This is a genomic window from Meridianimarinicoccus marinus (assembly GCF_040689105.1).
GTDB lineage: Bacteria > Pseudomonadota > Alphaproteobacteria > Rhodobacterales > Rhodobacteraceae > Meridianimarinicoccus > Meridianimarinicoccus marinus.
This window is the reverse complement of record NZ_JBFBVU010000009.1, coordinates 58155-78575: the sequence shown is the minus strand read 5'-3', so window position 1 is coordinate 78575 and position 20421 is coordinate 58155. Positions and strand designations below refer to the sequence as shown.

The window sequence follows — 20421 nt, the reverse complement described above, 5'->3', positions numbered from 1 at the left end:
TCGCCTCCCTGCTGGGCTCAACCTAGCGCAAGACTATTCCGCCGCAAGATCATGCCGCCGCGCATCCAGAAGCGCCTGGATCTCGGGCCGGCACGAACCGCAACTGCTGCCCGCGCCCAACCGGTCCGAGATGGCGTTTACATCCGCCAGCCCCTCGGTCTCGATGGCGGTCAGGATGGTGTTCATCCCGACGTTCAGGCAACTGCACACGATGGCGCCGGGATCGGGCTGGGCGGCACTGGCACGTCCGCTCAGCAGGTTCGGCACCACTGGTTCCCCAAGGGCCGCGATCACATGGGCGCGCTGCACGGCCACCGGCTCGGGACCGGTGAACAGGCTGGCCACAAGGATGCCGTCGCGGGCGAAGCCCAGGCGGGTCAGGTTGCGGGCGCGATCCTCGATCACCAACAGTTCCTCGGCCTCGGTCAGGCCGAACAGGGCACGGGCATAGGCGGCCCAGTCCACGGGACGGGTCTGCCCCGCCAGTTCCACCTGCCAGCCGGTGGCGGTGCGCCCCTTGGCCCAGTAGTCGCAGCGCGGGTCGGGCGCGTCCAGGGTGGCGGCAAAGCCGAACCACGCCGCCTTGAACGGGGTCACCCGCACCGGCGAGGCCTTGCTTTCGGGCTGGCCAGACACCGGATCCACCACCGGGGCGACCAGCGCGTCGATGCGGGCGCGGGCGGCGGTTTCATCGGACCAGTGCATCGGGGCAAATACCTGCCCCTTGCCGATCCGATCCGAGATCAGCACCCGCAACAATGCGCTGCCGCTTGGGCTGTCCACCTGCGCCAGACCTGCGGGCTGCAAGCCCAGACGGTCGGCATCCTCGGGGTGCACTTCCAGATAGGGTTCGGCCATGTGCCGGCTCAGGCGCGGTGACAGGGCGGTGCGGGTCATTGTGTGCCAATGGTCACGCACCCGGCCGGTGTTCAGGCGGAAGGGGTAGTCCTCGGACAGTTCGGTGCCGGGGCCGCGCGGGTGCAGCGGCAGCATCCGCGCCTTGCGGTCCGGGGTGAAAAACTGCCCGTCGGCGAAGAAACGGCCGCCGGTTCGGGCTGCCGAGACCGGCCAGCGCGTCGGCGCGAGATCGCGATAGGCGGTGTCGCTCAGATCGGCCAGACCCGAGATGTCGAAATCCCGGCCCAGCCGCGCCGCGATCCCCGACAGGGCCGCGTATTCGCGGAAGATGTCCACCGGCGCGCGATAGTCGAATTGCGCCCCCCAGCCCAGACGCGCCGCCACGTCCGAGATGATCTGCCAATCGGGCCGCGCCCACCCCGGTGCCGGCAGAAACTTGCGCTGGCGGCTGATGGTGCGGTCGGAATTGGTGACGGTGCCGTCTTTCTCGCCCCAGCCTGTGGCGGGCAGCAGCACATCGGCCAGACGCGCCGTGTCGGTTTCGGCGGTGATGTCCGACACAACCACGAAGGGACAGGCGGCGATGGCATCGCGCACCCGGTCGGCATCGGGCATAGACACCGCCGGGTTCGAGCACATCACCCACAGCGCCTTGATCCGCCCGTCTTCCACCGCGTCGAACATGTCCACGGCCTTCAGTCCGGCCGTTTCCGGCACTGCCGGCGAGTCCCAGAAGCCCCGCACCGCCGCGCGATGTTCGGCGTTCTCGATGTCCAGGTGACAGGCCAGCATGTTGGCCAGCCCGCCAACCTCGCGCCCGCCCATGGCGTTGGGCTGGCCGGTGACGCTGAACGGCCCCATGCCGGGTTTGCCGATGCGGCCGGTGGCCAGGTGGCAGTTCAGGATGGCATTGACCTTGTCGGTGCCGGAGCTGGACTGGTTCACCCCCTGGCTGAAGATCGTGACGACCTTCTCGGTGCCGATCCACAGGTTGAAGAAGGCGCGCAGATCTTCGCCCGACAGGCCGGTGGCCGACAGATCGGTGGTGCTGACCGCCTCGCGGGTTTCATGGAAGCCCGAAACATGCTGACCGATGAATTCGGCGTCCAGCGCGCCGCGCGAGATCACCTCTTCCAGCAGGCCGTTGAACAGCGCCACATCCGAGCCCGGCGTCAGCCCCAGATGCAGATCCGCCAGCCCCGAAGTGGCGGTGCGGCGCGGATCGATGGTGACGACCTTCAGGTTCGGACGTTCGGCCTTGGCCGCGGCCAGACGCTGGTACAGAACCGGGTGGCACCAGGCCAGGTTGGAGCCGACCAGCACCACCAGATCGGCCTCTTCGATATCCTCGTAGGAGCCGGGCACGGTGTCGGTGCCGAAGGCGCGCTTGTGGCCCGCCACCGTCGAGGCCATGCACAGCCGCGAGTTGGTGTCGATATTGGCGGTGCCCATGAAGCCCTTGATGAGCTTGTTGGCAACGTAATAGTCCTCGGTCAGCAACTGGCCCGAGACATAGAAGGCGACGCTGTCCGGCCCGTGTTCGGCAATGGTGTCGCGGAAAGTGTCCGCCACCCGGTCCAGCGCCGTGTCCCAGCTGGTCTCGGCGCCCTCCATCTGCGGCGCCAGAAGCCGCGCCCCCAGCCCGGTGGTTTCGGCCAGCGCCGAGCCCTTGGAACACAGCCGGCCCTTGTTGGCCGGGTGATCGGGATCGCCGCGCAAGCTGACCCCACCGTCTCCGTCCGGCTCGGCGATCACGCCGCAGCCGACCCCGCAATAGGGGCAGGTGGAGCGCAGGGCGGAAGGGGTTTGCGCGGCGGTGGTCATCAGGCGGCGCTCCGCGCTTGCAACACGGCTTCATCCATCAGGATGCGCCCGTCCTCGACCCTGGTGGCGATGGTGCCGGTCTGGCCCTGATCAGCCCCCTGCGCGGCACCGGTTTCCAGAGAAATCACCCAGTTGTGCAGCGGGCAGGTCACCGACTTGCCGTGGACAATGCCCTCGGACAGCGGGCCTTTCTTGTGCGGGCAGCTGTCTTCCAGCGCGAAAACCTCGTCATCCGAGGTGCGGAAGACGGCGATGCAGCCCCAGTCGGTGCGCACCACACGGGCGCCGCGCGGGGCAATGCCGTCAAGCGGGCCGATGTCGATCCAGTTGGTCATGGGGTTGTCTCCGTGGCTGTGGCCGGAGGCGGGGCGAACCCGCGCATCCGGGAAGATTGCGAACTGAAGACGCGTGCGGGCCGGATCACTCGGCGGCCCGAAGCGTCAGATTGGCGATCGGCTGATAGGTCTCGGCGCGTTCCTGCGCGTGTTCGGCCCAGGGGTCCTTGCGGTAGATCGACTGCGAGATCTCGAACCGCTCGGCCAGCGCCTTGCGGTTGTCCAGATCGTCGATCACCTGTTCCTTGACCCACTCAAGACCAACCTTCTTGATCCACTTGTAGGGACGGTCCAGATATTTGGCGTTCTCGCGGTAAAGCTGCATGAAGGCGCTGGCGATCTCCATCACCTCCTCCTCGCTGGTGACATCGGCCAGACGTTCGGTTTCCTTCACGTCCATGCCCGCCGCGCCGCCGACACCGATCTGGTAGCCGCTGTCGACACAGACCACGCCGATGTCCTTGCAGGTGGCCTCGGCGCAGTTGCGCGGACAGCCCGAGACCGCCAGCTTGACCTTGTGCGGCGTCCACGAGCCCCAAAGGTGCTTTTCCAGCTTGATCCCAAGACCGGTGCTGTCCTGGGTGCCAAAGCGGCAATGTTCCTTGCCCACACAGGTCTTCACCGTGCGCAGACCCTTGGAATAGGCGTGCCCGGACACCAGCCCGGCCTTGTTCAGATCGGCCCAGATCGCCGGCAGATCCTCGCCCTTGACGCCCAGAAGGTCGATGCGCTGACCGCCGGTGACATGCACGGTGGGCACGTCGTATTTCTCGGCGGCATCGGCGATGGCGCGCAATTCGTCCGGGGTGGTCATGCCGCCCCACATGCGCGGCACCACCGAATAGGTGCCGTCCTTCTGGATGTTCGCGTGCTTGCGTTCGTTGATGAACCGGCTTTGCGGATCGTCCTGATACTCAAGCGGCCAGTCGGCCAGCAGGTAGAAATTGATCGCCGGGCGGCAGACGTGGCAGCCATCGCGGGATTTCCAGCCCAGTTCCTGCCAGACCGCGGGCTGGCTTTTCAGCTCCTTGGTCTTGATCAGCACCCGCACGTCTTCATGGCTGAGATCGGTACAGCCGCAGACCGATTGTGCGGCGGGCAGGACGAAATCATCGCCCAGGGTGGACGACAGCACTTGCTCCACCAGACCGGTACAGGTCCCGCAAGACGCGCTGGCCTTGGTCGATGCGCGGATCGCGCCCAGATCGGTCGCGCCGGCTTCGATCGCCGCCACGATGTCGCCCTTGCACACGCCGTTGCAGCCGCAGATTTCTGCGTCAGCCGGTAAGGCTGCAACGGCCGCCATAGGGTCCACGTGGGCGCCCCCCTGGAAGGCCGGTCCGAAGATCAGGGTTTCACGCATCTCGGCGATGTCGGTGCGATCCTTGATCAGCCCGAAGAACCAGTTGCCGTCGGCGGTGTCGCCGTACATGACCGCGCCGACCAGGGTGTTGCCCTCGATCACCAGACGCTTATAGACGCCGCGCGCCGGGTCGCGGAACACGATGTCCTCGCGGCCCTCGCCCTCGGCAAAGTCGCCGGCGCTGAACAGGTCGCAGCCGGTGACCTTGAGCTTGGTGGACACCTCTTTCTGAACGAAGGTCGCGTCTTCGCCCAGCAGGGTCTTGGCGACCACCTTGGCCTGGTCATACAGCGGGGCGACAAGCCCGAAGATCGCGCCGTTGTGTTCAACGCATTCGCCCACCGCCAACACATCGGGGTGCGAGGTGACCATCTGGTCATCGACGTGGATCGCCTTGCCGACGGCCAGACCAGAGTCCTTTGCAAGGGCCACGTTGGGGCGGATGCCCACGGCCATGACCAACAGATCGCAGGGCAGTTCCGAACCATCGTCCAGCACCAGCGCCTTGACCTGGCCATCTTCGCCGCGAATTTCCTTCGAGTTGGTCGAGCAGCGGATATGGATGCCCCGGTCGGTCAGTGCCTTGCGCAGCAGATAGCCCGCGGCCTCGTCCAGCTGGCGGTCCATCAGGTGGCCCATCAGGTGCACGACGGTTACATCCATGCCGCGCATCCGCAAGCCGGCCGCCGCTTCCAGACCCAGCAGGCCGCCGCCGATGACCACGGCCTTGGCGCCCGGTGTTCCGGCAGCGTCCATCATCGCATAGGTGTCTTCCAGATCGCGGTAGGCAATGACGCCCTTCAGGTCATGTCCCGGCAGCGGGATGATGAAGGGGTTCGAGCCGGTGCCGAACAGCAGCTTGTCGAACGCCACCTCGTCACCGTTCTCGGCCACCACCACTTTGCGGTCCAGATCCACCTTGGCGATCTTTTCGCCGAAGCGGCAGGTCACACCATGTTGTGCATACCAGTCGTCGCCATGGGTGACGATTTCCTCATAGGTCTTTTCGCCCGACAGCACCGGCGACAGCATGATGCGGTTGTAGTTTCCGCGCGGCTCGGCGTTGAACAGCGTGACCTCATAGGCGTCGGGATCCGCGTCGAACAGATGCTCCAGCGCGCGACCGGTGGCCATGCCTGCGCCAATGACAACAAGTTTCTTCATCTCAAATCCCCTCTCAACAATACCAGGCGACGATGTGCGCCAGTTCGGAGCCATGGAAGATCGGCAAAGCGACCATCGAGTCGTAGCCCGCCGCCAGACCCGGCGCGCCGCTTTCCAGCACCGGCAGACCGCTGCCCAGAACCTTACCGATCAGCCCCTTCCAGGCGCTGACGCGGCGCTCGGTCTCGTCGCTCCACAACGGGCCTTCGCGGGCGCAGATCCCGTCCACCAGAACCGCCTCGTTGGCATGGCCGACCTTGGCCTTGCGGGCGTCCCAGATCTCGAAGCGGCGGGCGATGGGGGTGCCACGGGCCGACAGCAGGGTCAGCACGAAGCTCTTGCCGCCGGGCACCGGGATCGGCAGGCCAAGGCCAGTGGTCAGACCGGCGGCCCCGGCGCTTTCGGCGCGGATGAAGCGGTAGCCCGAGCCGAGGTCGCGCATCAGCATCGGCGTGTTGGCCGACCAGACCCCGCCGGGGAGCCCCTGCCCTTTCGGGAAATGCGTGTGTTGCGACACCCATTCGAAATGCTTGGCGGCGCCGTAATAGCCGTCGTCCAGCATCAACAGGCCGTCCTTTTCTTCCCAGACCTCGACAGCGCCGGTGCGATTGGCGTCATCACCGCACAGCACCACCAGAACCGCGCGCAGCTCGTCGCCGGCAAAGACCGGCACCGCGACGGCGCTGGTCAGGCCGGCGGCGGCAGCGGCTTCGGTACGCTTGAAATACGACCCTTCAAAGCCCTTCAGAACCACCGGGCGCGCCTCGGCCCAGGCCTTGCCGGGCAGGCCCTCGCCCAGGGCAAAGCTTTCCTCGCCCGAGGCGGCGGCGAAACCGTCAAGGGTGCCGTAGCTGCCGGAGTCCAGCACCAGCCGGCCGTCTTTCGGCACCCAGATTTCGGTAACTTCGATGAAGGTGCGGGTGGGATTGTCGAGAACCGTGTCCATCACGCGGCCTCCTGCTGCTTCGTGTCTTTGGCGGGCGCGGTTTTGGCCGGGGTCGGTTTGGCCCCGTGTTCGTATTCCTCAAGGAAGCTCAGAACCTGCTCGCGGTAGAGGTAGTAGTCCGGATGCTCCAGCAGCGCCTTGCGGGTGCGCGGGCGCGGCAGTTTCACATCGGTGATTTTGCCGATGGTGGCCTGCGGGCCGTTGGTCATCATCACCACGCGGTCGGCCAGAAGGATGGCTTCATCCACGTCGTGGGTGACGCAGATGGCGGTCACCTTGGTGCGCGACCAGACCTCCATCAGCACTTCCTGAAGTTCCCAGCGGGTCAGGCTGTCGAGCATCCCAAAGGGCTCATCCAGCAGCAGCAGCTTCGGTGACAAGGCGAAGGCGCGGGCAATGCCCACCCGCTGTTTCATGCCGTTCGACATGTCCGAGGCAGATTTGTCCATGCTGTCGCCCAGCCCGACGCGCTCCAGATAGTAGTCGACCACATCCTGACGCTCGGCGGTGCTGGCCCTGGGATAAACCTTGTCCACGCCGATCGCGACGTTCTCGCGCGCACTCAGCCAGGGGAACAGGTTGGGCGACTGGAACACCACGGCACGCTCGGGATCGGCGCCTTCAACGTGGCGGCCATCCAGCTTGATGGCGCCCTTGGAGATGTCGTTCAGACCGGCGGCCATGGTCAGCACCGTGGACTTGCCGCAGCCGGAATGGCCGATCAGGCTGATGAATTCACCCCGGTTGACCTTCAGGTTGAAGTCCTCGACCACGGTCAGCGGGCCCTTGGGCGTCGGATAGATCTTGTGCAGTTGCGAGAAGTCGAGGAAGCGTTCCTCGATCATGCCTTCCTGCGCCTTGGCCACCGCCGCCGGCACGCCGTGGATCGGGGTCACATCAGGCAGGGCACGCGAGCCTTCGGTCTTGGCCTCGATGCCCACGTCCATCAGGTACTTGGTGACCTCGGCGCGGAGGCGCTTGAATTCCTCGTCATGGTTCATCGCCATGCGGTCGCGCGGGCGCGGGATGTTGACCTTGAACGGCTCGGCCAGCGTGCCGTCGGGGTTCAGCGGAATGATGCGGTCGGCCAGGATGATCGCCTCGTCCACATCGTTGGTGATCAGCACGCAGGTCTTCTTGTCGTGCTCCCAGATGCCTTCGATCTCATCGGCCAGATTGGCCCGCGTCAGAGCGTCCAGCGCCGACAGCGGCTCGTCCAGCAGCAGGACTTCCGGGTTCATGGCCAGCGCGCGGGCGACATTGACCCGCTGGCGCATCCCGCCCGACAGTTCCGCGGGACGGCGGCTGGCAGCATGGGACAGGCCCACCATCTTGACGTAATGGGCGACCCTTTCGGCCTTCTCGGCCTTGGGCATCTTCGGAAAGACGCTGTCCATGGCCAGCCGCACGTTGCCGGCCACGGTCAGCCAGGGCATCAGCGAATAGTTCTGGAAGATCACGCCGCGTTCCGGGCCCGGCCCGGTGATCGGCTTGTCCTTGAAGGTGACCTTGCCGGTGGTGGGGCTGTCGAGACCCGCCATCAGGTTGATCAGCGTGGTCTTGCCGGTGCCCGAGAAGCCCAGCAGGACCAGAAATTCGCCCTCTTCGACCTCCAGGTCGATGCCTTTCAGCACCTCGGTCTTGTGGGTGCCGTTGCCGAAGGACTTGGTGACATTGTCGAACTTGAGAATGCTCATGCCGATCACCGGTTGTTCGAGAAGGTAAAGAGCGACTGGATGGCGAACATCAGGCGATCCAGCATGAAGCCGATGATGCCGATGGTCAGAACCGCGACCATGATCTTGGCCAGCGACTGGCTGGAGCCGTTCTGGAATTCATCCCAGACGAATTTGCCAAGGCCGGGGTTCTGGGCCAACATCTCGGCGGCGATCAGAACCATCCAGCCGACACCCAGGCTCAGGCGCAGGCCGGTAAAGATCAGCGGCAGGGCCGAGGGCAGCACCAGCTTGGTCACCTTGGTCCAGGTGTTCATTTTCAGAACCTTCGAGACGTTGACCAGATCCTTGTCGATGGACGCCACGCCCAGCGAGGTGTTGATCAGCGTTGGCCAGAGCGAACACAGGGTCACAGTGATGGCCGAGATCAGGAAGGACTTGCTGAACATGCCGTCGCCGGTGGCCACGGTGGCCGAGACGATCATCGTCACGATGGGCAGCCAGGCCAGCGGCGAGACCGGCTTGAAGATCTGCACGATCGGGTTCAGCGCGGCGTTGGCGGTGACCGACAGACCGGCCATGATGCCCAGTGGCACGGCCACGGCGGTGGCGATCAGGAAGCCGAAGAACACGGTTTTGATCGAGGTCCAGATCTGCTGGTAATAGCTGGGCGCGCCGGTATAGGAGATGTCCTTGACCTCGTCGGCCTTGCCGGCAGCGATCAGCTTCTCGTTGCGCTTTTCGACCATCGCCTCGAATTTTTCCCTCTTGGCGGCCTTGGCCTGGGCATCGGCGTTCAGTTGCACCGCCTGCTCCCAGACCTGCGCCGGACCGGGCACGGCCCCCAGCGAGGTCTGCACCTGCGGCGCAAGGAAGGCCCAGAGGCTGAGGAAACAGACGATCGACACCAGCGGCACACCCGCCAGCCGCCAGACCTCGCCCATCTGGGCTTTCGGGTTGTCCCCGGCGGCAGCGCGCAGCATCGGCGTGATCCAGCCCAGTCCCAGCACTTTCAGATAGTTGTCGGCGGTGTTGATGCGGGTGAACAGCCGGGCGCGCCGGGCTTCGCGCGCGGCGTCAGGGGCGGAGAAATCGGGATCGATGGTGGTCATTCTTCGGGTCCTTTCGGGCCAGGACGGCCCCAGCGGGAAAACAGGAGGTCAGGAAGTTTCGGGATGGCGGGCGGGGCGATGCTCCGACGGAGCGAGCGGCCCACCATCCCGAAGGAGGACGAAAGGCCGGATCAGCCTTGCACCTCGGTGCCGACGACGGTCTGTTCGCCTTTCAGGCCGATGGGCAGGCTGTCCAGATAGGCGTTGGGGGCGCGACCGTCATAGGCGATGCCGTCGATGATATCCTCGGCCGGGGTCGGTGCCTTGTAGCCATCGCTGTCCCAGGGGAAATCGGCCGCGTTGGCCAGGCCTTCCTCGACCAGCAGTTTCGCGGCCTCCAGGTAGATCTCGGGCTTGTAAACCGATTTGGCGACCTCGTCGAACCAGCTGTCCGACTTCGGCTCGGCGATCTGGCCCCAGCGTCGCATCTGGGTCAGGTACCAGACCGCGTCCGAGTAGAACGGGTAGGTGGCGTTGTAGCGGAAGAACACGTTGAAATCGGGCACCTCGCGCTTGTCACCCTTCTCGTATTCGAAGGTGCCGGTCATCGAGTTGGCGATGACGTCATAATCGGCGCCCACGTATTCCGGCTGGCTCAGGATCTCGACCGCCTCGGGACGGTTAGCGTTGTCGTTCTCGTCCAGCCACATGGCCGCCCGGATCAGCGCCTTGGTGACCGCGAGCGTGGTGTTCGGGTTGGCTTCGGCGAATTCCGCCGAGATGCCGAAGACCTTCTCGGGGTTGTTCTTCCACAGCTCGTAGTCGGTGATCACCGGCACGCCGATGCCCTTGAACACCGCCTGCTGGTTCCACGGCTCGCCCACGCAATAGCCATAGATGGTGCCGGCCTCCAGCGTGGCGGGCATCTGCGGCGGCGGCGTCACCGACAGCAGCACGTCGGCGCCGATCTGGCCGGTGATGTTCTCGGACGAATAATAGCCCGGATGCAGACCGCCGGCGGCCAGCCAGTAGCGCAGTTCATAGTTGTGCGTGGAGACCGGGAACACCATGCCCATGTTGAAGGGCTTGCCTTCGGACTGGTATTTCTCGACCACCGGCTTCAGGGCCGACGCGCTGATCGGGTGCTGCGGGCGGCCGTCGTCCATGGTCGGGATGTTGGGCTTCATCTGCTCCCAGATCTCGTTCGACACGGTGATGCCGTTGCCGTTCAGATCCATCGAGAAGGGGGTGATGATATGCGCCTCGGTGCCGAAACCGATGGTGGCGGCCAGCGGCTGCCCGGCCAGCATGTGGGCGCCGTCCAGCACCCCGTCGATCACGCCGTCCAGAAGCACTTTCCAGTTGGCCTGCGCTTCCAGCGTCACGAACAGCCCTTCGTCCAGAAAGTAGCCGTTCTCATAGGCGACGGCGAGCGGTGCCATGTCGGTCAGCTTGATGAAGCCGAAGGTCAGTTCGTCCTTCTCCAGGTCGAGTGCGGCGGCAGCACCGGCGAGGCTGGTGGAGGCGAGCAGCGTGGCGAGGAAGGTCTTGCGCATGTGTCATGTCCTTTCGGGCATCCCCGGAGACCCGGGGTCTTGAAACGAAAAAAGCCGCTCGAACGACGCGCCAGACGGGACTGGCACGATCGGTCAAGCGGCGTTGCTTGGCTGGAGACCCGCATCATCGGGGTCGAAACTTGGGGGCGGAACTTCGTCGCTCCGCATCTGCACCCCCATAAGCGCAGGCCGATGCGCCGGGGTCAAAGCTGTATGAGGGAAAAACCTTGCCGATTTTGCAAGTGCAGCATTTTTAGGCGCCGCACTGCGGAGAATTGCGTCATTTGCCCGGTTGTGGATCGAAAATGGAACCGTCGAAGAACGCATCGCGAGTCAGGGTCAGCGTGCCGCGGGCCGAGGCCACCGGGGTCGGCGTCAGAATCGCCCCCTCGACCTTCTCGTTGGCACCGGGCAGATCGACCCCCAGCGGTGCCAGCGCGCGGCGGTAGATGTCGGTGCGGAAGGTCTGGCGGGCGGCTTCCATCGCGGCGGTCCTGTCCAGCCCGGTGCGCGCGGCCAGACGCTCGCCGATCCAGGCGGCTTTCGACCGCCAGGGAAACCCCGCAGCCCCAGCATGAAATTCCACGAACCCCGGCACCCGGCTCGGCGCGCCCATGGGCGAGGTGGACAGATGGCCGGTCAGGGCGCGGTCGATGATCTCGGCGCTGATCCCCAGCGCGTCCGAGCGCGCCAGCAGATCCGAGGCCGTCGGCAGGTTTTCGGGCCGGGACAGCCAGCGCCCGGCCCGCCACAGGGCCCGCACCAACCGGTCGGTCAGTTGCGGCTCCCGCTCGGCCCAGTCGTGGCGCACCGCCAGGATCTTCTCGGGGGCCGCGCTCCAGATCGCGCTGCCGGGCAGCAGCAGTTCGCCCAGCCCGGTTTCCACCGCGTGCGAGCCCCAGGGCTCGCCGACGCAGAAGGCGTCGATCTCGTCGTCGGCAATGGCCTGTGCCATCAGCGACGGCGGCACCGAGCGGATATCCAGATCCTGCGGCACCTGCATCCCAAGCGCGGCCAGCCAGAAATAGGTCAGTTCCGCGTGCATCGAAAAGGGAAACGGCACCCCCAGCCGCAGCCGACGGCCCAGCCCGACCAGCGCCCGGCCGGCCGCATGGGCATCTTCGAAGTCGAAGCCGTACCCGGCAGCGCGCAGGTCCTGCGCCAGCGCGTTGGACACGCCGATGACGTTGCCGTTCAGCGACAGCACCGATAGTGCATCCAGCCGCACGCCCAATCCGCCCAGCCCCAAGGCCGCGGCCACCGGAACCGGCGACAGCATATGCGCGGCCTCGATCCGGCCAAGCGCCACGTGGTCTCGCAGGGTCGACCAGGACGGCGCGGCGGTCAGCTTCAGCGCCAGCCCCTCTTCCTCGGCAAAGCCCAGGTCGCGGGCCACCAGCAGGGGGGCGGCGTCCACCAGCGGAATATACCCCGCAGAGAGCGTGACCGTGCTCATCCCAGAAGCCCCGCCGCCGTTACCAGCGCCTCAGCCACCTCGGCGACACGCTTGCCCTGATCCATCGCGGTGCGGCGCAGCAGGGCATAGGCTTTTTCCTCGTCCAGCCCGCGCGCCTTCATCAGCAACCCCTTGGCGCGGTCGATGATCTTGCGTTCTTCCAGTGCCTGCTTGGTGGCGGCCAGTTCCTTGCGCATCTGGGTGAACATGTGGAAGCGCGCGATGGCGGCCTCCATGATCGGGCGCAGGCGGGCCGGGCGCAGCCCGTCGACCACATAGGCCGACACCCCGGCCTCGATGGCGGCCCCGGCCAGCCCTTCGTCATCCTTGTCCACGAAAATGGCCACCGGACGGTCCATGGGCGCCGAGGCCAGCGTCAGCTCTTCCAGCATGTCGCGTGACGGGCTGGACATGTCCACCAGCACGATATCGGGATTTCGGGCCGAAATGGCGCGCGACAGACCGGATTCGCTGCCGATGACCTGAATGTCGTGATCCCCGGCGGCACGCAGCGATTCCATGATGAGAAGGGCCCGTTCCCGGTCCTTCTCCACAACAACGATGGTCAGACGATCTTTCATGTTTCGACCTTAGACCCTGATGCGCCCGAACAGGGCGCGATGATTGGGCCAACCGCAGCCGCAACCTGCGGCCTCTGCCCGGTTCCGCAGCACGTGCAGGGCGCCCGTCCGGTCAGACCGACACCAGCGCTTGCACTTCGTCGCGGGGGGATGCGGCCTTGGTGCCGGAATGCACGACCTCGCCCCGGCGCAGAACGACGATACGATCGGCCAGTTCATAGGCGAAGTCGAAATACTGCTCGACCAGCACGATCGCCATGTCACCGCGCGTGCGCAGCTGCTTCAGCACCTCGCCGATCTGCTTGATGATGTTGGGCTGGATGCCCTCGGTCGGCTCGTCCAACAGCAGCAGCTTGGGCCGGGTGATCAGCGCCCGCGCGATAGCAAGCTGCTGTTGTTGCCCGCCCGACAGGTCGCCGCCGCGCCGGTGCTTCATCTGGTCCAGCACCGGGAACATCTCGTAGGTTTCGGGCGGGATCTTGTGTTCGGACCGCGGCAGGCAGGAGAACCCGGTTTCCAGGTTCTCGCGCACCGTCAGAAGCGGGAAGATCTCGCGCCCCTGCGACACCAGCCCGACGCCCTTGTGCGCCATGCCATGCGCCGGCAGCACGCCCAGATCCTCGCCGTCCAGCGCGACCTTGCCGCCCGATCTTGCGTGCCGTCCGGCGATGGCGCGGATCAGGCTGGTCTTGCCGACGCCGTTGGTGCCCATGACACAGGTGATCTCGCCCTTCTCGGCGGCCATAGAGACATCGTAAAGGATCTGCGAATGCCCGTAGTGCAGGGTCAGGTTTTCGACGTTCAGCATGGTCTAGCGCCCCAGATAGACGTCGATGACCTGCTGGTTCGACGTGACGTGATCGAGGCTGCCTTCGGCCAGGACCGAGCCTTCGTGAAGGACCGTGACGCGGCAGTTCAGCCTGCGCACGAAATCCATATCGTGTTCCACCACCACCACGGCGCGGGTCTTGGCGGCCTCGACCAGCAGCGCGGTGGTGCGTTCGCGTTCGGCCAGGGTCATCCCGGCGGCGGGCTCATCCACCAGCAGCAGACGCGGTTCCTGCGCCAGCAACATGCCGATCTCCAGCCATTGCTTCTGGCCGTGCGACAACTCTCCCGACTTGCGGGCCAGTTCGTCGGTCAGGCCGATGGTGGCGGCCAGTTCGTTCACCCGGTCCAGATCCTTGCGGTTGGGCCGGTAGAACAGCACCGCCAGCGGCCCGCGCTTGTTGCGCAGGGCCATCAGAAGGTTCTGGTGCACGGTCTGGTCTTCGAACACCGTGGGCTTCTGGAACTTGCGGCCGATGCCTTCGCGGGCGATGCGCGCCTCGGACATGCCCCGCAGAGAGATGTTCTTCTCGCCCCAGGTGATGCGGCCCTCGTCCGGCTTGGTCTTGCCGGTGACGATATCCATGAAGGTGGTCTTGCCCGCGCCATTGGGCCCGATGATCGCCCGCAGCCCGTGGCTGGGCATGGTGAAGGACAGGTTGTTGATGGCCCGGAAGCCGTCAAACGAAACCGAGACGCCGGAGACCTCAAGGAGGCGGGTGCTGCTCATTCCTGCGCCTCCTTCTCCTGAAGCGAGCCCATGTCAGGCCCAAGCGGGGCCCCATGACGATCCGGGTGGGTGCGATGGGCGATCAGGTCGAACAGCCCGCCGATGCCCTTGGGTGCAAACAGCGTGACCAGAACAAAGCTCAGGCCGAGAACGATCAACCACCAGTCGACCCATTTCACGGTGTAGAAGCCCAGGTTCACATCGGGCACCTGCCCGCCGGTGAACAGCGACGAGAACAGCGTCACGAAGATCGCGCCGATCACCGCGCCATACAGCCGCCCGCGTCCGCCGATGGCGACCCAGACCGCGAGATAGATCGAGGCGATGGGCGCGATCTCGGCCGGGTTGATGATGCCGGCTTGCGGATAATACAGCGCCCCTGCAATGCCCGAGATCATCGCCGTTCCGGAAAAGATCACCAGCTTGTAGACCTCGACCTGGTAACCCAGGAACCGCACGCGGGCCTCGTTGTCGCGAATGCCGCGAATGACGGAGCCAAATTTGCCCGACACCACCCATGCGGCCAGCAGATAGCCCAAGCCAAGCGCCGCCGCCGAAGCCCAGAAGAACCACATGGACACCAGCGCCTGCGGCACGTCATCAAGGCCCGGCAGGTTCTGCAGGCCCGACAGCCCGTTGTTGCCACGCAACCCACTGTCGTTCTGGAACAGGTACAGAGCCAGCGCCAGCGTCATCGCCTGGGTCAGGATCGACAGGTAGACGCCCGTCACCCGCGCCCGGAACGCCAGCCAGCCAAAGACCAGCGCCAGCAGGCCCGGCACCGCGATCACGAGGATCAGCTGGATCACCAGACTGTCGGCGAAGCTCCAGACCAGCGGGAACTGGTTGGACCCGACGACGCCGAAGATCTGGGTGGCGATGGCCTCCTGTATCTCGGTGGCCGTGGCCGGGATCGGCGCTTCGGCCAGCGAGGTGGCAACGATGTCACGGGTCCGCTCATACATCAGCCACATGCCGATCATGTAGCCGCCCAGCCCGAAGAAGGCGAAATGCCCAAGGCTGAGGATGCCGGTATAGCCCCAGACCAGATCCATCGCGACGGCGATCAGCGCCAGGCACAGTGTCTTTCCCAATGTCTTGACGAAGCTGGTGGACAGGAACCCGTTGCCGACCGCCTCGGACAGGACGGTGACGCCCAGAACGAACAGGCCAAGGCAAGCAAGGAAGATCAGGATCGATGGATTTCTGGCGATGAAACTGCGTTGCATGGCTCAATCCCCCGCTGCGCGGCCCTTGAGGGCAATGATGCCCCGCGGCCGGAACTGGATGAAGATGATGATGAAGACGATCATGTAGGTCTGCGCCGCCAGCGTGTTCGAGGGGTTCATCCATTCGATGCCCTTCTGCAGCCCGCCGATCATCGCGGCCCCCGCGAGGGTGCCCCAGATGTTGCCGACGCCGCCCACGACCACGGTCATGAAGCTTTGCACGATGTAGTCTGAGCCGAGTTCCGAGGTCACCTTGGCAAAGAGACCGATGGCCACGCCCGCCACACCGGCGATGCCCGAACCCAGCCCGAAGGTCAGCATGTTAACCCGGTCGGGGTTGATCCCCATCGAGGCCGCCATGGCCCGGTTCTGGGTGACGGTGCGCGTTTCCAGCCCCAGCCTTGTGCGGCGCATGATGAACAGGAACAGGCACAGGAACAGCAGCGCCAGCACGAAGATCGCGATCCGGATGTAGGAAATCGACACCACGTCATTGAACACCAGCGCGCCGTCCAGCCACCCCGGAGAGGTCAGCGGCCGCGCCTGCGTGCCGAAAATGTTCTTGGCCAGCTGCTGCAGCGCGATCGAGATGCCGAAGGTCGCCAGCAGGGTTTCCAGCGGACGGTTATAGAGCCAGCGGATAACCAGCCGCTCCATCAGCACGCCGGCCCCGAAGGTCACGGCGAAGGCCAGTGGCAGCGCCACGAGGATCGAGATCGTGTGATCGGGGATGAACTGCTGCACCACGTATCCGGTGTAGGCGCCCATCATGATGAATTCGCCATGGGCCATGTTGATGACCCCCATGACGCCAAAGGTGATGGCCAGCCCGATGGCGGCCAGGAAGTAGATCGACGCCAGCGACAGCGCGTCCAGCCCCAGGTCGATGGCCTGGTTCACACCGACCTTCAACTCGATCTTGGTCAGCGAATCCTGCGCGGCGGTGGTCACGGCAGGATCATCCACCTGATAGATCTCGGCGAAGCGGTACCCGGCCAGGCTGGCCTCCACATCGCTTTCGGTCACCAGCGGCGGCACAAGGCCCGCCTCGGACAGGGCCACATAGGCGCGGGCGCGCTGGTAGTCGTCCGACAGGGTGTGCACCGAGATGCCGCCGACCTTGCCATCGACGATATTGGCGGCCAGCGCGTTGCGGATGTCCTCGCCGGACACGCGTGGCGGCGCCAGATCGCCGTCAACCAGCTGCGCATAGGCGTCGTCGATGCTGAGGGCATCATCACCCGGCTTCAGTTCCGCGCGCACATTCACGCCCTCGGGAATGTCACCGGGAAAGGCCGCGAGATCGGTCACCAGCAGCGGGTTCAGCGTCGCCCGCACATCGACGCCCAGATCACCGGCCATGTCTTCGATGGCGGCAACGCGGGTCGGGGTGTCGGCGTCATAGGCAATGGTCAGAAGCCGCTCGATCCGGGTCTTGCGGGCGGCAATTTCCGGGTCCGTCTCGTCCTCGATCGACAGGCGCAGCGGTGCCAGAAGAGAGGCCTCGGGGGCGCGTTCGATGGCGATCAGCGCCTCCATCCGGCGCGTGGGGTCGGGGTCGGTCAACTGGAAGCGCACCAGCGCGGTCGAGATCATCGCCCGCACGCCACTGTTGGGCTTGATCTGCTTGATATCCGATTTCTCCGCCGTGCCCATGTCGGCGCCGGTGTCGAAATCGATCAGACGATAGGTCTTGGAGTCCACCTTCTCGGCGCGGAAGAACAGCCCGTCTTCCTCGCGATACCACATGTCCTTTGTCACCCAGGCCTGCAGCACATCTTGCGCAGCCGGCGCCTTGCTGGCCACCACCGCGTCGATGGCGGGCCCGATGGTCTTGCGGGAGCTTTTCACGATCGTCTCGCGCTGCTCTTGCAGAACGGGTTGGATCAGGACGTCATCGGCCCAGGCAACGCTGACCTGAGCTAGGACGCACAGGCCCAGCAGGAGAAGTGATTTCATGATGGTATCTGTCCCCGATGCCGGAGGGGCGCGACCGCCCCTCCGTCGTGGTTGGGATTAGTAGTTCGACTTGGTCTGAACGCAGGTCTCGGTCTCGGTGTTGTACATACCGCAGCCGAGATCTTTCCAATCCGACACCAGAACCGCGCTTTCCGGCAGGAAGTCGGTCCAGGCGTCGCCCGGCACCACGTCGGTTTCGCTGATGATATCGAACTGGCCGTCGTCCAGGATCTCGCCGATCAGCACCGGCTTGGCCAGGTGGTGGTTCGGCAGCATCACCGCGGTGCCGCCGGTCAGGTTCGGGAATTCCTGGCCGTACATGGCGCTGCGCACCGCATCCACATCGGTGGTACCGGCGGCTTCGGCGGCGTTCACCCACATGTTGAAGCCGATGTAATGGGCTTCCATCGGATCGTTGGTCACGCGCTCTTCACCCATGCGGGCTTTCCATGCGGCAACCCATTCGGCGTTGGCTTCGGTGTCGGCCGACTGGAAATAGTTCCAGGCCGCCAGGTGACCGACCAGGTTCGAGGTGTCCAGACCCGACAGTTCCTCTTCACCGACCGAGAAGGCCACGACGGGAATATCATCGGCCGAGATGCCGGCGGCAGCCAGTTCCTTGTAGAAGCCGATGTTGGCGTCGCCATTGATGGTCGAGATGACGCCGACCTTCTTGCCGTCGGCGGCCAGCGCCACAACGTCGGCCACGATCTTGGACCAGTCGGAGTGACCGAAGGGGGTGTAGTTGACGAAGATATCGTCCTCGGACACGCCCTTGGACTTCAGGTAGCTCTCAAGGATGTTGTTCGTGGTGCGCGGGTAGACATAGTCGGTGCCCAGCAGCGCGAATTTCTCGACGCCCAGTTCTTCCAGGAAGTAATCGGTGGCCGGGATTGCCTGCTGGTTCGGCGCGGCACCGGTGTAGAACACGTTCTTCGAGCTTTCCTCGCCCTCGTACTGAACCGGATAGAACAGCAGGCCGTTGAGTTCCTCGATTACCGGCAGAACCGACTTGCGCGACACGCTGGTCCAGTTGCCGAAGATCACGTCCACATCGTGCACGGTCAGAAGCTCGCGCGCCTTTTCGGCGAACAGCGGCCAGTCAGAGGCGGGGTCGACGACCACGGCTTCCAGTTCGCAGCCCAGGACGCCGCCTTTTTCGTTCTGCTGTTCAATCAGCATCAGCATGGTGTCTTTCAGAGTGGTCTCTGAAATCGCCATGGTGCCCGACAGCGAGTGCAGAACGCCGACCTTGATCGGGCAGTCCTCGGCGATGGCAGCGGTGGCCATGGCGGCCAGTGCGGTGGTCGTGCAAAGCGCAGTTTTCAGGATGGTCATCTATGTCTCCCCAGGGAAGGTCTGGTCCCGGTTGCGCGCGCGCCCCCGAAGCCCTACCGAGGCCCCGCAATTGTATTGCATCCGTGTGGCGGTCGGTCCGTTTCCAGTCGTCTGGCCGTCACACACCTGTTCACTCGGCCCCTCAGCCGCAGGCAGGCACACCGTTTTGACAGAGCCGCATTGAAGGCAACGAAACGGGGAGAGATTCCGGCAAGCTTGAGGTCGTTTGCCCAAATATTCATCCTTTGCGGTCAGTGTTGGCTCTTTTTTGGGCATCTGGCGATTTGCTCATCACACAACTGCGGAACCTTTTGGCACTCGGGCGTCAAACTGCCATCAAACCACCACATCAGGACACGGACGAACGGAGCGGCCTATCACTCGGATCAACACCATAACCAAGGGTTACCCGGTCAGCCCGGCGCCCCGCGCCCGCGGCACCGTGGTGGTGGCGACCAAGCCCACCGCGCGCGGCTCCGGACTGGACGCGCTGCGGCAGGCGGGATCGCTGAAATGCGTGTTCCCGCGCCCGGTGGCCGATGGCATCGACGCGGTTCTGGTGAACACCGCAGGCGGCATCACCGGCGGCGACCGGTTCGATGTGACCGCTACCGCCGGACCCGGCACCACGCTGACCCTGACCACCCAGGCCGCCGAGCGCGCCTATCAGGCCAGCCCCGGCCAACAGGGCCAATTGCAGACCCGCCTGACCGTCAAAGCCGGGGCCCGCCTGCATTGGCTGCCGCAGGAAACCCTGCTGTTTCAAGGCTGTGACCTGAACCGCCGCCTGACCGCCGATCTGGCCCCCGACGCCCGCCTGCTGCTGTGCGAACCGGTGATCTTCGGCCGCGCCGCAATGGGCGAGGTGCTGACCGCCGCCCGGTTTTGCGACCGCATCGAGGTGCGGCAGGATGGAACGCCGCTCTATCTGGACGCGATGACCCTGTCGGGCGACATCGCCGGGCATCTGTCCCGCGCCGCCATCGCGGGCGGGGCCGGGGCGATGGCCAGCCTGGTCTATGTCGCCCCCGATGCCGAGGCCCGCCTGACCGCCCTGCGCAAGCTGTTGCCGTCCTCGGGCGGCGTCAGCCAGCCCGGCCCCAACCACCTGGTGATGCGCCTGCTGGCCCCGGACGGCTATGCTCTGCGCAAGCACCTGATCCCGATTCTGACCACCCTGAGCCGATCCGCGCTCCCGCGATGCTGGATGATCTGACATGAACCTGACACCCCGAGAAAAAGACAAGCTGCTGATTGCCATGTGCGCCGAGGTCGCCCGCAAGCGTCTGGCGCGCGGCGTGAAGCTGAACCACCCCGAAGCGATCTCGCTGATTGCCGACGCGGTGGTCGAAGGCGCGCGCGACGGAAAATCCGTGGCCGACATGATGGAACTGGGCGCGCAGGTCGTGACCCGCGACCAATGCATGGAAGGCATCCCCGAGATGATCCACGAAGTGCAGGTCGAAGCCACCTTTCCCGACGGCACCAAGCTCGTCACCGTACACAACCCGATCCGCTGAGGTGCC

Annotated in this window: 16 protein-coding genes; 2 read left to right on the top strand and 14 right to left on the bottom strand. The window is 65.2% G+C overall.

The features are described 5' to 3' along the window. Positions 1-33: 33 nt before the first annotated feature. The 14 genes from AB0T83_RS09200 to urtA all read right to left on the bottom strand — a co-directional run bounded on the left by AB0T83_RS09200 (position 34) and on the right by urtA (position 18895). Entirely contained in the window at positions 34-2682 is a 2649-nt protein-coding gene (locus tag AB0T83_RS09200; protein WP_366192741.1) for a molybdopterin-dependent oxidoreductase, read from the bottom strand. Further along, the gene (gene nirD / locus AB0T83_RS09195) at positions 2682-3017 is read right to left on the bottom strand and encodes a nitrite reductase small subunit NirD (protein ID WP_366192740.1); all 336 of its coding nucleotides are present in this window, start codon (positions 3015-3017) and stop codon (positions 2682-2684) included. Before nirD ends, AB0T83_RS09200 begins: the two co-directional genes overlap by 1 nt. Before the next feature lie 85 nt (positions 3018-3102). Beyond that, a complete protein-coding gene (gene nirB, locus AB0T83_RS09190; protein ID WP_366192739.1) occupies positions 3103-5544 on the bottom strand; it encodes a nitrite reductase large subunit NirB in 2442 nt (813 codons plus the stop codon). A 13-nt stretch (positions 5545-5557) separates the two neighbouring features. Next, on the bottom strand, positions 5558-6490 hold the full coding sequence (locus AB0T83_RS09185; protein ID WP_366192738.1) for a GAF domain-containing protein: 933 nt from the start codon (positions 6488-6490) through the stop codon (positions 5558-5560). Next, a complete protein-coding gene (locus AB0T83_RS09180) occupies positions 6490-8187 on the bottom strand; it encodes an ABC transporter ATP-binding protein (RefSeq protein WP_366192737.1) in 1698 nt (565 codons plus the stop codon). The genes AB0T83_RS09185 and AB0T83_RS09180 overlap by 1 nt, the downstream gene beginning before the upstream one ends. 5 nt (positions 8188-8192) lie before the next feature. Further along, complete coding sequence (locus tag AB0T83_RS09175; RefSeq protein WP_366192736.1) at positions 8193-9278, bottom strand: ABC transporter permease; 1086 nt, start codon at positions 9276-9278, stop codon at positions 8193-8195. A gap of 131 nt (positions 9279-9409) precedes the next feature. After that, positions 9410-10774, bottom strand: coding sequence for a CmpA/NrtA family ABC transporter substrate-binding protein (locus AB0T83_RS09170; RefSeq protein WP_366192735.1), 1365 nt, complete (start codon positions 10772-10774; stop codon positions 9410-9412). A gap of 280 nt (positions 10775-11054) precedes the next feature. Next, positions 11055-12230, bottom strand: a complete 1176-nt coding sequence (locus AB0T83_RS09165; protein ID WP_366192734.1) for an ABC transporter substrate-binding protein — start codon at positions 12228-12230, stop codon at positions 11055-11057. Next, entirely contained in the window at positions 12227-12811 is a 585-nt protein-coding gene (locus AB0T83_RS09160) for an ANTAR domain-containing response regulator (RefSeq protein WP_366192733.1), read from the bottom strand. Before AB0T83_RS09160 ends, AB0T83_RS09165 begins: the two co-directional genes overlap by 4 nt. Before the next feature lie 112 nt (positions 12812-12923). After that, positions 12924-13619 carry an urea ABC transporter ATP-binding subunit UrtE gene (gene urtE, locus AB0T83_RS09155; RefSeq protein WP_366192732.1) on the bottom strand — a complete coding sequence of 232 codons (696 nt, stop codon included), beginning with the start codon at positions 13617-13619 and terminating at the stop codon, positions 12924-12926. 3 nt (positions 13620-13622) lie between these two features. Further along, a complete protein-coding gene (urtD, locus tag AB0T83_RS09150) occupies positions 13623-14369 on the bottom strand; it encodes an urea ABC transporter ATP-binding protein UrtD (RefSeq protein ID WP_366192731.1) in 747 nt (248 codons plus the stop codon). After that, positions 14366-15598: an urea ABC transporter permease subunit UrtC gene (urtC, locus tag AB0T83_RS09145; RefSeq protein ID WP_366192730.1), complete on the bottom strand. Its 1233-nt coding sequence runs from the start codon at positions 15596-15598 to the stop codon at positions 14366-14368. The genes urtD and urtC overlap by 4 nt, the downstream gene beginning before the upstream one ends. A gap of 3 nt (positions 15599-15601) precedes the next feature. Next, complete coding sequence (gene urtB / locus AB0T83_RS09140) at positions 15602-17557, bottom strand: urea ABC transporter permease subunit UrtB (protein WP_366192729.1); 1956 nt, start codon at positions 17555-17557, stop codon at positions 15602-15604. Positions 17558-17614: 57 nt separating this feature from the next. Beyond that, positions 17615-18895, bottom strand: a complete 1281-nt coding sequence (urtA, locus tag AB0T83_RS09135) for an urea ABC transporter substrate-binding protein (RefSeq protein ID WP_366192728.1) — start codon at positions 18893-18895, stop codon at positions 17615-17617. 448 nt (positions 18896-19343) lie between these two features. Here urtA and AB0T83_RS09130 point away from each other — a divergent pair, with 448 nt between their 5' ends. Both AB0T83_RS09130 and AB0T83_RS09125 read left to right on the top strand, forming a co-directional pair. Next, entirely contained in the window at positions 19344-20111 is a 768-nt protein-coding gene (locus tag AB0T83_RS09130; protein ID WP_366192727.1) for an urease accessory protein UreD, read from the top strand. A 1-nt stretch (position 20112) separates the two neighbouring features. Next, positions 20113-20415, top strand: a complete 303-nt coding sequence (locus AB0T83_RS09125; RefSeq protein ID WP_366192726.1) for an urease subunit gamma — start codon at positions 20113-20115, stop codon at positions 20413-20415. Positions 20416-20421: the final 6 nt, after the last annotated feature.

Coding starts and splice junctions, on each gene's coding strand:
- AB0T83_RS09125 (WP_366192726.1), top strand. CDS start 20,113: ATGAACCTGACACCCCGAGAAAAAGACAAGCTGCTGATTGCCATGTGC.
- urtA (WP_366192728.1), bottom strand. CDS start 18,895: ATGACCATCCTGAAAACTGCGCTTTGCACGACCACCGCACTGGCCGCC.
- urtE (WP_366192732.1), bottom strand. CDS start 13,619: ATGCTGAACGTCGAAAACCTGACCCTGCACTACGGGCATTCGCAGATC.
- AB0T83_RS09185 (WP_366192738.1), bottom strand. CDS start 6,490: ATGGACACGGTTCTCGACAATCCCACCCGCACCTTCATCGAAGTTACC.
- AB0T83_RS09165 (WP_366192734.1), bottom strand. CDS start 12,230: ATGAGCACGGTCACGCTCTCTGCGGGGTATATTCCGCTGGTGGACGCC.
- urtB (WP_366192729.1), bottom strand. CDS start 17,557: ATGAAATCACTTCTCCTGCTGGGCCTGTGCGTCCTAGCTCAGGTCAGC.
- nirB (WP_366192739.1), bottom strand. CDS start 5,544: ATGAAGAAACTTGTTGTCATTGGCGCAGGCATGGCCACCGGTCGCGCG.
- AB0T83_RS09200 (WP_366192741.1), bottom strand. CDS start 2,682: ATGACCACCGCCGCGCAAACCCCTTCCGCCCTGCGCTCCACCTGCCCC.
- AB0T83_RS09170 (WP_366192735.1), bottom strand. CDS start 10,774: ATGCGCAAGACCTTCCTCGCCACGCTGCTCGCCTCCACCAGCCTCGCC.
- nirD (WP_366192740.1), bottom strand. CDS start 3,017: ATGACCAACTGGATCGACATCGGCCCGCTTGACGGCATTGCCCCGCGC.
- AB0T83_RS09175 (WP_366192736.1), bottom strand. CDS start 9,278: ATGACCACCATCGATCCCGATTTCTCCGCCCCTGACGCCGCGCGCGAA.
- AB0T83_RS09160 (WP_366192733.1), bottom strand. CDS start 12,811: ATGAAAGATCGTCTGACCATCGTTGTTGTGGAGAAGGACCGGGAACGG.
- urtC (WP_366192730.1), bottom strand. CDS start 15,598: ATGCAACGCAGTTTCATCGCCAGAAATCCATCGATCCTGATCTTCCTT.
- AB0T83_RS09180 (WP_366192737.1), bottom strand. CDS start 8,187: ATGAGCATTCTCAAGTTCGACAATGTCACCAAGTCCTTCGGCAACGGC.
- urtD (WP_366192731.1), bottom strand. CDS start 14,369: ATGAGCAGCACCCGCCTCCTTGAGGTCTCCGGCGTCTCGGTTTCGTTT.